Here is an 11,782-nt window from a genome sequence, read left to right as displayed (position 1 = left end):
GCCTGGGCCTGGGTCCATTCCTTGAGCCGGGCGTGCCCCGAGGCGCGCGAGCCGATGCCGAGCGCGACGACCAGCGCGGCGCCGGCGGCGACGGCGGCGCCGGTGAGTTTGAGGCCGCGGCGCGGCGCGGTCGGATCAGACGGCATGAGGTTCTCCGGAAACGATGGCGCGTTCGCCACGGCGGCGCTGCTCGCGGCCGTGCACGATGCTGAAGACGACGGGGACGAAGACCAGGGTCGCGAACGTGGCGAAGATCAGGCCGCCGACGACGGCGCGGCCGAGCGGCGCGTTCTGTTCGCCGCCTTCGCCGAGGCCCAGCGCCATGGGCGCCATGCCGATGATCATCGCGAGCGCGGTCATGAGCACCGGGCGGAAGCGCACGAAGCCGGCGTCGAGCGCCGCGGCGACCGGGTCGCCGAGCTGCTCGAGGCGTTCGCGCGCGAAGCTGATGACGAGCACGCTGTTGGCCGTGGCCACGCCCATGCACATGATCGCGCCGGTCAGCGCCGGCACCGACAGGGTCGTGAACGTCGTGAACAGCATCCAGACGATGCCGGCCAGCGCCGCGGGCAGCGCGCTGACGATGACCAGCGGGTCGCTCCAGGACTGGAAGTTCACGACGATCAGCAGATAGATCAGCACGATCGCGCCGACGAGGCCGAGGAACAGGCCCGTGAACGCCGAGTTCATCGTGCGCACCTGGCCGAGCAGATGCACCTGCACGCCCTTGGGCTGCTCGGCCGCATGCGCGGCGACGATGCGCTGGATCTCGCCGGCCACCGCGCCGAGATCGCGGCCCTGCGGCGTCGCGTAGATCTGCACCAGCGGCTGGATGTCGTACTGCGAGACCACGGCGCTGGCCGTGCCCCGCGCTATCGTCGCGACGCCGCCGAGCAGCTGCGGCGCGCGCGCGCCGGCCGCGGTCAGCGGCACGCTCATCAGAGCATCCAGCGAGTCCATGTCGTACTGCGGCGTCTGCATGACGATCGGGTACTGCACGCCGTTCTGCGGATTGAGCCAGAACGTCGGCGCGACCTGGCTCGATCCGGCGAGATTCACGACGAGGCTGTTGGTCACGTCGCGCTCGGTCATGCCGACGTACTGCGCGCGCGTGCGGTCCACGTCGACCTTGAACAGCGGCGCGGCCGCCGACTGCTGGATGCGCGCGTCGGCGACGCCCGGGACCTGGCGGATCTCGTGCAGCAGCTTCTGCGCGTGGGCGTAGTTCGCCGCCGCGTTGGGACCGCGCACCTGCAGGTCGATCGGCGCCGGCGCGCCGAAGTTCAGGATCTGCGTGACGATGTCGGCCGGCAGGAACGAGAAGGTCACGCCGGGAAAGCGCCGCGGCAGTTCCTCGCGCAGCGTGCGCACGTAGTCCTCGGTCGGCCGGTGGCCTTCGCGCAGGCTGATCTGGATGTCGCCGTCCTGCGAGCCGATCGTGCCGGTGTTGTTGTAGGCGAGGTTGATGCCCGAGATCGGCATGCCGACGTTGTCGACGAGCGTGCCGAGTTCGTCGGGCGGAATGATCTCGCGGATGGCCTGCTGGATCTGCGCGAAACGGTTCGCGGTTTCTTCCACGCGCGTGCCGACCTGGGCGCGCGCATGCATGAGGATCTGGCCGGCGTCGACGCTCGGGAAGAAATTGCGGCCGAGGAACGGCACGAGCAGGAACGAGGCCAGCACGACCGCGAGGAAGCCGAGCACGAAGCCGCGCCGGTGCACCAGGGCCAGCGCGAGCAGGTCGCGGTAGCCCTCGCGGAACCGCTCGAAGCGCGCCTCGAAGCCGCGCTGGAAGCGCACGAGCGGATTGGCGCCGCGCCCGAGCGTCGCCGTGTTGCCGTGCAGGTCGGTGTGCGGCGCGTGCGGCCTGAGCAGGTACTTGGCCATGGTCGGTACCAAGGTTCGCGAGAGGATGAACGACCAGGTCATCGCGAACATCACCGCCAGCGCCATCGGCACGAACAGGAAGCGCGCCACGCCTTCGAGGAAGAACATCGGCACGAACACGATGCAGATGCACAGCAGCGAGACGAAGGCCGGCATCACGATCTGCTGCGCGCCGTCGAGGATGGCCGTCTCGACGTCCTTGCCCTGTTCGAGATGCCAGTTGATGTTCTCGATCGTGACCGTCGCGTCGTCGACGAGGATGCCGACGGCCAGCGCGAGCCCGCCGAGGGTCATGATGTTCAGGGTCTCGCCGAACGCGGCCAGAGTCGCGATCGCGCCGAGGATCGACAGCGGAATCGACACGGCGATGATGGCGGTGGAGCGCCAGCTGCCGAGGAACAGCAGGATCATCAGGCTCGTCAGCGCCGCGGCGATCAGGCCTTCCTTCGCGACGCCGCCGATCGCGGCGCGCACGAACAGCGACTGGTCGCCGATCGGCTTGATTTCCAGATCCTCGGGCAGGCCGGGCTTGATCGCTTCGGCCATGTCCTTGATGCCGGCGATGATCGCGAGGGTCGACGCCGAGCCGTTCTTGAACACCGTCAGCAGCACCGAACGGTTGCCGTCGACGTGGACGATGTTGCTCTGCGGCGGGTTGCCGTCGCGCACGTTGGCCACGTCGCGGATGGTGACCATCGCGCCGTTGACCGTCTTGATCGGCATCTGCGCGATCGCGTCGAGATCCGACGGCGCGTTGTTGAGCTGTATCGTGTATTCGAAGCCGCCGATCTTCTGCGTGCCGACCGGTGTGATCAGGTTCTGCGCGGCCAGCGCGGTCGCCACGTCCTGGCCCGACAGGCCGCGCGCCTGCAGCGCGGCCGGATCGAGATCGATCTGCACCTGGCGCGACTTGCCGCCGAACGGAAACGGCACGGCCGCGCCGGGCACGGTGACGAGGCGTGTGCGCACGTTGTTGATGCCGAGATCGCCGAGCGTCTGCTCGTTCATGCCCTTGCCCGACAGCGCGAGCTGCAGGATCGGCACGGTCGACGCGTTGTAGTTGATGATCAGCGGCGGATTCACGCCCGGCGGCATCTGCCGCAGCAGGGTCTGCGAGATCGCGGTGACCTGGGCGTTGGCCGTGTTGATGTCGACGGTCGGCTGGAAAAAGATCTTGATGACGCCGAAGCCGGTATAAGAATTGGCTTCGATGTGCTCGATGTCGTTGACCGTCGTCGTCAGCGCGCGCTGGAACGGTGTGGTGATGCGGCCGGCCATCGCATCGGGCGGCAGGCCTGTGTATTGCCAGACCACGCTGATGACCGGAATGCGGATTTCCGGAAAGATGTCGGTCGGCGAGCGCAGCGCCGCGAGCGGGCCGATGAGCAGGAGCAGCAGCGCCAGGACGACGAAGGTATACGGGCGGCGCAATGCGGTACGAACGATGCCGAACATGGAGAACCGTGAGCGATGATGCGCCGCACTAGTATGCGGCGCCGTCCGGAAACCCAAGCTCGCGCGTGAATGAAGAATTTTTTAGGAACGAAAGCAGCGCCGCGCCGACCGCGCCGAAGCGTTGCGGCGCGGCGCCGTGACGAGGCTTGCGCGCCGCCGCCAGCCCTGCGGTTACGACCATGGTCTAGTGGCCGCGGATACCGGTATCCGCGGTTTTGGCGGTCGGCCGCGGCGCCGCCCTGCCGTTCGTACGCGGCGCGCCGACTGCCGGCGAATCCGGCGCCTCCGGCGGGCGACGGACCCGGACCGGACTAGCGCATCGTCACCGACGCCGCGCCGGTCGCGAGCAGCAGCGGCTTGCCGGCACCGTCGGCGGTCGAGTCGAGCGCGAGATCGCGCAGGGTGAGATCGAAGGTGCGGCCGGCGATCGTCGCGCTGATCGTCGGGATCGAATAGACGTCGAACGACAGGTCGCGCTAGGCGGCGCCGACGACGGCCGCGACCGCGGGTTCGAACACCTTGAGGATCGGCGAGATCGCCCAGTTCGGCAGCCAGAACGGCGTGTCGTCGAAGCCCCAGCTCAGCGACAGCTGCTCGACCGATTTCAGGTGGACGACGATGTGGTTGCGCGCGTCGACCGAGACCTCGGCCGCGGCCGTGACCCAGCCGCGCGCGCTCGCGCCCGGCGACGCCGACAGGACGCAGGACATCGAGAAGCCCGCGTGCGCGCCGAGCTCCCTGCTCGGGAGGTAGACGTTGCGCGACGCCGGGGTCAGCTGAAACGCGGATTGCCCAGGTACACGTCGTAGCGCGCGTTCAGTCCCAGCGTGCAGATGCCGATGTCGATCGAATATTCCCACTTGCCCGACGGCACGATGCGCTCGAGCGCGGCGGCGACGGCGTTGAGCACGTCCTCGTCGGCGCCGGCGAAGACCTTGCCTTGCGGCCACGCGGTCGCCGGCGGCGGCTCGACCGTGTCGGGCAGCTGCGCCGTCGCGGCGAGCAGATGCGGATGCTGTGTCGCGAGCGCCGGCGCGGTGAAGCCGACGCCGAGCAGCTCGATGGCCGGTATCGCGATCGGCGCGAGCAGGTTGCGGTTGAGGAAATCCAGCAGCGCCGGCACGAACCACTGGTTCAGCGGGGCATCGAGCTCGGGATGCTGCGCGAGCGCGATCTTTCCCAGACGAACTGCAGGCGGAGACTGCGGTCCGGATCGATCTGCACGGCGGCGGCCATCTGCAGCGACGTGTCGAGCGCGTCGATGTCCGGCCGGCCCCGGCGCTGCAGGTGCAACTGCAGCGCATCGACGCCGACGCCGACGGTCGACGCCGCGGCGCCGGCCGAGCGGGTCCGGTTCTGGCGCCAGAGTTCGTTGTTGGCGCCGCCGGCCCAGCGATAGGCCAGCAGCCGGCTGTCGCGCTCCGCATACGGCGGATTGCCGGCGAGATCGAGCTTGAGCTCCCAGTCGGTCCAGCTGTTGATCTGAGCGAGGGCTCCGGGCTTGCGGAACGATGGAAGTCGACGTCCCGATGAAGGCGTCAGCGACACAAGCGCAAAAGTCGCGCCGTGCGCCTCATGCACGAATGCCCTTCGCCGAACAAAATGAAACGGCGGGCTCTTGCGAGCCCGCCGCGGGTCATGCGCTGTCGAGGTTGCGGGTGCTTACAGGTTCGGCAGCAGGCACCAGCCGCGCAGGATGCCGGTGTCGGCGCCGGCCGAGTCGACCGCGCGCAGGGTCCAGGTGCCGTTGAGCGGCTGACCGACGAACGGCGTGAACGGGTTGTTCGGCCTGTAGCTCGCGCCGTTGGTATAGGCCGGCGTGCCGCTGCCGCAGTTGCTCTCCAGGGTCAAGGTCGCCGCGTTGTCGACGATGACGTTGCCGTTGTTGCCGCTGCAGCCGGAGCTGCCGGTGTTGCTCGCGTTGCCGGGCCGCTGCATCAGGGTGACCGAGCTCGTGCCGTTGGACAGGATCAGGGTCAGATCGCCCATGTAGGTATGGGTGATGTCGAAGGACAGACGCAGTCCGGTCAAGGTACCGCCGGCTGCGACGACCTGCGCGTCGCTGACGCCGGTCGCGTTGTTGTCCGGGATCGCGAGGTTCGGCGTGCGGCAGTAGTTCGCGACGACGGCGGCCGTCGTGAAGCTCGACACGGCCGAGGCCGCGCCGTCGCCGCAGCCGTTGCTGCCGGTCACGCGCCAGTAGTACGTCGTGCTGTTCGCGAGCGCGGTCGCCGGCGTGTAGCTCGTGCCGGCGACGACCTGGTCGATGACCGTGCTCGTGAAGCTCGCGCTCGTCGAGACCTGCAGGCGATACGCGCTCGCGCCGGCGATCGCGCTCCAGCTGAAGGCCGGCGTCGTGCTCTGGCCGGTCGCGCCGTTGGCCGGTGCGTTCAGCGTGCCGGCCGGCGGCGCGGACGCGGTCACGTTCAAGGTCACGCCGGCCGTATGCGACAGCGCCGGCGAGCTCGAGGCGCCCGTGACGACGAGGCTGTAGCTGCCGCTGGCCACGCCGGTCGTGTTGGCGACGGCCAGCGCGCTCGTCGCCGCGGGCACCGCCGGCACGACGGACGACGGCGTGAACGTGCCGGTCGCGCTGCCGGGCAGGCCGGCGACGGACAGTGCGACCGTGCTCGAGAAGCCGTTGAGGCTTTCGGCGCCGATCGTATAGCTCGCGTTCGAGCCGGCGCAGACGCTGACCGACGCCGGGCTCGCCGACAGGCTGAAGTCCGGCGTGCTGCTGACCGGCTGGAAGTTGCCGGTCGCGGCCAGCGCGTATTTCTGCGGACCGCTCGGCACGTTGATGCCGCGCACGCGCACCTGGTAGGTGCCGGCGGCCGGACTCGCGAAGCTGATCCGGTGCACGTTGTTGCGCGTGTCGTAGTTCGTCGTCGTCGTGCTCTGCGTCGGATTCGCGTTGTTGACGTTGAAGCCGGACGGCAGCTTCTGCGTCCAGACGTCGCCGTTCGGCGCGACGACTTCCAGGCGCAGCGAATTGACCAGCGCCGGATTCGCGCCGACGGCCGCGGCCGCGTCGGTCCAGGCCAGGGTGACGTTGAGCGGCGTACCGGCCGTCACCGTCAGGCTGTGCGTGTCCTGGCCGCCGGTCGCGAGGCCGGCCGACGAATCGTGGATGTACAGGCGGCTGCTGTCGCCGTTGAAATACAGCGCATTGTCCAGATGGATGCGGCCCCAGCCCTGGGCCTGGCCCGGATTGGTGCCGGCGCCGGTGCCGCTCATGCTGCTCGCGCCGGAAATCAGGATGGCCTTGACCAGCGCGCCCGAGGGATTGGCGATCGCGTTCGCGGCGACCTTCTGCCCGGTCGGATAGAAGCCGCGCTGCAGGTATTCGCGCACGAGCGCGGCCAGGCCGGCCGCGGTCGGCGTGGCCATCGAGGTGCCGCTCATCGTCGTGGTGCCGCAGGCGTTGCGCGCGGCCGAGACGATGCTGCTGCCCTGGGCCGTGATGTCGGGCTTGGTGCGGCTGTCGTTGGTCGGACCGCGCGAGGAGAAGCTCGCCATGTTGTTGCCGGCCGTGCCGCGGCCGGTGGCGCCGACCGTGACGACGTTCTTCGCGTTGCCCGGGCTGCCGACGTTGTAGCCGTTCGCGCAGGCCGTCGCGTCGTTGCCGGCCGCGAACAGCAGCACGAGATCGTTGTTGTCGCGCGTGACGTTGTCGGCGTCGCGCGCCTGCGCGTCGTAGGTCACCGTGCAGCCGGAGATGCACTGGCCGAGGCTGTTCGTGCAGCCGCCGCCCCAGGAGTTGCTGTGCAGGCGCGCGCCGTTGTTGTAGGCGGTCTGCGCGGCGTGGTACGGGTTGCCGCCCTGCGTGTTCAGATAGGCGAGGTTGCCACCGGATTCCTGCATGACGATCTTCGCGCCCGGCGCCGTGCCGTCGAGATCGGTATTGCCGCCCGGCGTCGTGAAGTTCGTGCAGTCGACCGCGTTGGCCGGGTTCTGGCCCGCGATGGAACCGGCGACGTGGGTGCCGTGGCCGTGGTTGTCCTCCGGCGAGCTGCCGGACAGGCCCGACCACTTGTAATAGGCGATGACCTTGCGCGCGGCGGTGTTCGGCGTCGCGATCGTCGGGCAGCTCGCGCCCGAGGTGCAGACGTTGACCGGCGGCGGCTGCGCCGCATCGTTGAACGAGCAGTGCGCCATATGGATGCCGGTGTCGAGCTCGCCGACGATCTGCCCGCAGCCGTAGATGCCGCGGTCGAACACCGGACGCAGCGGCGAGGGCGAGTTCACGTTGCTCTGGTGCAGCCAGTCGGCCTGCGAGTTCATCAGGTGCATCGGCCAGCGCAGGCCGATCGCGGCGATGTTCGGATCGGCCGCGAGCTGCTCGACGGCCGCGCGCAGGGTCGGGCGTTCGAAGCGCGCGAGCAGGCGCGTGTCGGGACCGGCCTCCACGACGCCGCTGAACGTCAGCCCCGGCGCGCGCGCGATCGCGTTCTGCGCGGCGGCGCGGTCCTCGTTGCGATTGAGGCTGATGACGAGCTCGGTGATGCCGGCCTGCTCGACGATGCCGCCGTCCTTGAGCTCGTTGGCGAGGTTCAGGTCGACCTTGAACGCCGGCAGGAACGGGCCGCTCCAGAGCACGCCGCTCATCGGCGGCGGACGCTGCACGTCGGTGCGCGCACGCACGATGTAGGCGTAGTGCGGCGCATAGCCGAGGATCTCGAAGCCGCCGGCCTCGACCGCGGCGCGGCGCTGCTCGGTGATGGGCCCGTCGAACTTGAGCAGGCGCAGCGGCGAATCCTTGTACAGATCCGCGTTGCCGAGTGCTTCCAGGTCCGGATTGGCGAGGAACACTTTGCCCGAGCAGACGTCCTGCTCGGCGCTGGAAAAGCTCACGAGGCAGCGTTCGTCGCTGTTGCGCGAATTGCCCGGGTCGTCGCCGGGCAGGCGGTCGCCGGCGGCGCCGGCCGTGCCCGACAGGGCGACGAGAATGGCGATGAACAATGAGGTACGCATGGCGGTTTCCTGAGTGCTACTGCAGCCCTGCGCGTGCCGGACCCCCGTGCGGCACGTTCAGCGGCGAGGAACCGGCGCCGGAGGGTCCGGACCGGAAACGGAGCGGTGCCGACGGACGGGTTCGCTGCCGCCGGTGCTCCGGCGCCCTGCTGCGAACGGCCCCGCACGACGCCTGCACACAGCGGGCGCAGCGATAAGGCGAACGGGCGTACTCGGGGCGGGACACCTCCAGGTCGCGGTGGCTGGTTCCCCCCAACGGTCCGGCCGGGCCGGACGTCACCGCCGCGCCTCCCCGCGCGGCCGGTCACAACACACTCGTGGTGGAGGGGCGTGGGAGCTCAGCTGCCGCGCGTTGCGCGGGGCTGAGCGGGAATCGGGAACGGGGAATTGGAGTCGCCAGAAGCCGAAGCGCCGTGCTCCGGAAGGGTTCACCCCGCTTCCACGATTTCCGATCCGATCACGAGCAGCATGGCCGCGGAGCGGCGCAGGGACATCGGGAAATATCTCGGAAATATATTTGTGAGGCCTGCGCATCGCGCAGGCTCGGGAATGGGGAATCGGGAATCGGAGAAGCACGGCAGCGCCGGCCGGATCGCTCCGGCTCTCACGATTCCCCATTCCCGCCCGCAACGGCGCCGCCGTTGCGGGGCTACGCCACCGCCGGCTCCGCCGCCCAGCACAGCAGCGACACCTTCGCGCCGCCGCCGTCGCATTCGGCGATCTCCAGGCGGAAGCTGTGCAGCTTCGCGATGGCCGCGACGATGGCCAGGCCGAGGCCCTGGCCGGCTTCGGCCTGGGCGCCGGCGCCGCGGTAGAAGCGCTGCACGACGGCGCCGCGGTCGCAGGCCTGAATGCCGGGGCCGTTGTCGATGACCTCGATGCGCGGCCCCTCGCTTTCGAGCGAGGTGCGCAGGCGCACGCGGCCCTGCGGCGGCGTGAACTTGATCGCGTTGTCGACGAGGTTGGAGACGGCCTCGAATACCAGATGCGGATCGCCGCGCAGCGGCGGCAGCGGTTCGGCCGTTTCGAGCGCGAACGCGACGCGCTTGTCCTCGGCCAGCGGCGCGTAGATCTCCACGACGTGGCGCAGGGTCGCGGCCAGGTCGAAATCGTCGAAGCCGGCGCGGCGGTGCAGATCCTCGAGCTCGGAAATCCGCAGCAGCGCGCGGAAGCGGTCGAGCAGGGCGTCGGCGTCGGCGATCGTGGCCTCGATCAGCGCCGAGCGCGGATCGTCGGCGGCGGTCTCGCGCTGCAGGCCGTGCAGCTGCGCGCGCAGCCGCGTCAGCGGCGTGCGCAGGTCGTGGGCGATGTTGTCGCAGACACCCTTGACCTCGCCCATCAGGCGCTCGATCTCGTCGAGCATGCTGTTGACGATGCCGGCCAGCAGATCCAGTTCGTCGCGGCGCGGCGACACCGGCAGGCGCCGGCGCAGGTCGCCGCGCATGATCGGCTGGACCGCGGTCTCCATCGCGCGCACGCGGCGCAGCGGCTGGCGGCTCAGCAGCAGCGCGCCCAGCAGGCCCGGAATGACGACGAGCGGCAGGCCCCAGAGCACGGCGCGGTCGATGATCGCACCCACCGTGTCGATGACGCTGGTGTCGCGCACGAACACGAGCAGCTCGCCGCTCGGCAGCTTCACGGCGATGCCGCGTGCGCGCACGGGATGATGGCCTTGCACGCGCTGCACGCCGTTCTCGAGCGCGTGCACCTTGCCGTCGAGCGGCATGCCCTCGGGAATCCGCGCGAGATTGCCTTCGATCAGGTTGCCCTGGGCGTCGAACAGGCCGTGCGAGATCACGTCGCGCAGGTCCAGCGATTCGGTCACGGCCAGCGCCTCGGGCAGGCGTGCGCGGTCGATCTTGAGGAAATACTCGGAGATGTGATCGATCTTCAGATCGACGACGTTGGACAGATAGCGCCGCGTGTCCCACTGGATCACGCCGATCAGCGCGACGCACCACAATGCGAACAGGGCGCCGTAGACCAGCAGCAGGCGCGAGCTGCCGGTGCGCCAGAGATCAGTGAGCTTCAAGCACGTACCCCGAGCCGCGCACCGTGCGGATCAGCGCCACGCTGCCGGGCGTGTCGATCTTGCGGCGCAGGCGGCCTATGTGCACTTCGATGACATTGGTGCCGGGGTCGAAGTGATAGCCCCAGACCGCTTCGAAGATCATCGTGCGGGTCAGGATCTGGCCCGACTGGCGCACGAGGAATTCGAGCAGGCGGAATTCGGTCGGCAGCAGTTCGAGCTCGACGCCGCCGCGGCGCGCGACGCGCGCGATCAGGTCGATCTCCAGGTCGGCCACGCGCAAGGCGGTCTCGCGCGGGCCGCCGCCGGGGCGGCGCAGCAGCACCTCGACGCGCGCAGCCATTTCGTCGGGACTGAACGGCTTGGTCAGGTAGTCGTCGCCGCCGGCGCGCAGGCCGCGCACGCGTTCGTCGACGTCCGACAGCGCGCTGATCATGAGCACCGGCGTCTGCACGCCGCTCTCGCGCAGCCGCGTGACGACGCTGAGCCCGTCGAGCTCCGGCAGCATGCGGTCGAGCGTGATCACGTCGTACGCGCCGTCGCGCGCCCGCTCGTAGCCGTCGCGGCCGTTCGTGGTCCAGTCCACCGCGAGCCCGCGCCGCGTCAGTTCGGCGACGATCTCGCCCGCCGTCACGGTGTCGTCTTCGATGGTCAGGGCACGGGGCATTATGGTCCGGGCGCAGGTGGGAGGGGCTATGGTCCACGTGGGGGCGGGCGCGTGCAAATGAAGCCCGCTTTAGGGGGCGGGAATCGGCAATGGGGAATCGGTAATCGTAAGAGCGGCGACGGCGGGGCTGCATCGATCTGCTCCTCCGATTCCCGATTCCCGTGACAGTAGCCACCGGCTAGCGCCGCACGTCGAACCGCGCTTCCGCGACCAGCGCTTCCACGCGCCCGGCAGCCAGGCTCAGGAAATCGCCGGGCACGGAGTGCTTGAGGCAGGCGGCGGCCAGGCCGAAGCGCAGGCTGTAGTCCTCGTCGCGCCCGTCCAGCAGGCCGTGCAGCACGCCGGCGGCGAACGCGTCGCCGCCGCCGATGCGGTCGACGATGCCGTCCAGGCGCTGGGCCGGCATCCGCCAGGTGCCGTCGCGCGTGAAGGCGTGCGCGGCGAGGTCGTGGCAGTCGACGCTGTGCTGCACGCGCCGCGTCGCGACGATGCGGCGCAGCTGCGGAAATGCGGCGAACGCCGCGTCGGCGGCGATGCGTTCGACCTGGTCCGCCGGCGCGCCGGCGAAATCGCGCCGCAGTACGACGCCGATGTCGCGGTGGTCGGCGAAGGCCGTGTCGGCGCAGGCGAAGATCTCGCCGAGGATCTGCGCCGGATCGCCGTCCCAGGCCTGCCAGAGCTTGACGCGGAAATTGCCGTCGAAGACCACGTGCAGGCCCGCCGCGCGCGCGGCGCGCGCCGCGGCGATCGCCGCCTCGGCGCCGGCGCGG

The 11,782-nt window shown here is 69.9% G+C and carries 8 protein-coding genes; all 8 read right to left on the bottom strand.

From position 1 onward, the window contains the following. Positions 1 to 135 precede the first annotated feature (135 nt). Positions 136 to 3,342, bottom strand: coding sequence for an efflux RND transporter permease subunit (locus NON22_RS13410; protein ID WP_257387444.1), 3,207 nt, complete (start codon positions 3,340 to 3,342; stop codon positions 136 to 138). 476 nt (positions 3,343 to 3,818) lie between these two features. After that, positions 3,819 to 4,052, bottom strand: coding sequence for a hypothetical protein (locus NON22_RS13405; protein ID WP_257387443.1), 234 nt, complete (start codon positions 4,050 to 4,052; stop codon positions 3,819 to 3,821). Positions 4,053 to 4,114: 62 nt separating this feature from the next. After that, positions 4,115 to 4,465, bottom strand: coding sequence for a hypothetical protein (locus tag NON22_RS13400; RefSeq protein ID WP_257387442.1), 351 nt, complete (start codon positions 4,463 to 4,465; stop codon positions 4,115 to 4,117). 11 nt (positions 4,466 to 4,476) lie between these two features. Then, complete coding sequence (locus tag NON22_RS13395; protein ID WP_257387441.1) at positions 4,477 to 4,923, bottom strand: hypothetical protein; 447 nt, start codon at positions 4,921 to 4,923, stop codon at positions 4,477 to 4,479. Between the two features lie 81 nt (positions 4,924 to 5,004). Then, complete coding sequence (locus NON22_RS13390; RefSeq protein WP_257387440.1) at positions 5,005 to 8,316, bottom strand: S8 family serine peptidase; 3,312 nt, start codon at positions 8,314 to 8,316, stop codon at positions 5,005 to 5,007. A gap of 649 nt (positions 8,317 to 8,965) precedes the next feature. Next, positions 8,966 to 10,348 (bottom strand): sensor histidine kinase, encoded by a 1,383-nt coding sequence (locus tag NON22_RS13385; RefSeq protein WP_257387439.1) that lies wholly within the window; start codon positions 10,346 to 10,348, stop codon positions 8,966 to 8,968. Continuing rightward, a complete protein-coding gene (locus tag NON22_RS13380) occupies positions 10,335 to 11,012 on the bottom strand; it encodes a response regulator transcription factor (RefSeq protein WP_257387438.1) in 678 nt (225 codons plus the stop codon). The genes NON22_RS13385 and NON22_RS13380 overlap by 14 nt, the downstream gene beginning before the upstream one ends. A gap of 178 nt (positions 11,013 to 11,190) precedes the next feature. Continuing rightward, on the bottom strand, positions 11,191 to 11,782 hold a 592-nt coding region (locus NON22_RS13375), incomplete at its 5' end, for a PfkB family carbohydrate kinase (protein ID WP_257387437.1).

Origin of the sequence: Tahibacter caeni (assembly GCF_024609805.1) — a bacterium.
GTDB lineage: Bacteria > Pseudomonadota > Gammaproteobacteria > Xanthomonadales > Rhodanobacteraceae > Tahibacter > Tahibacter caeni.
This window is presented reverse-complemented; position numbering and strand designations above follow the sequence as displayed.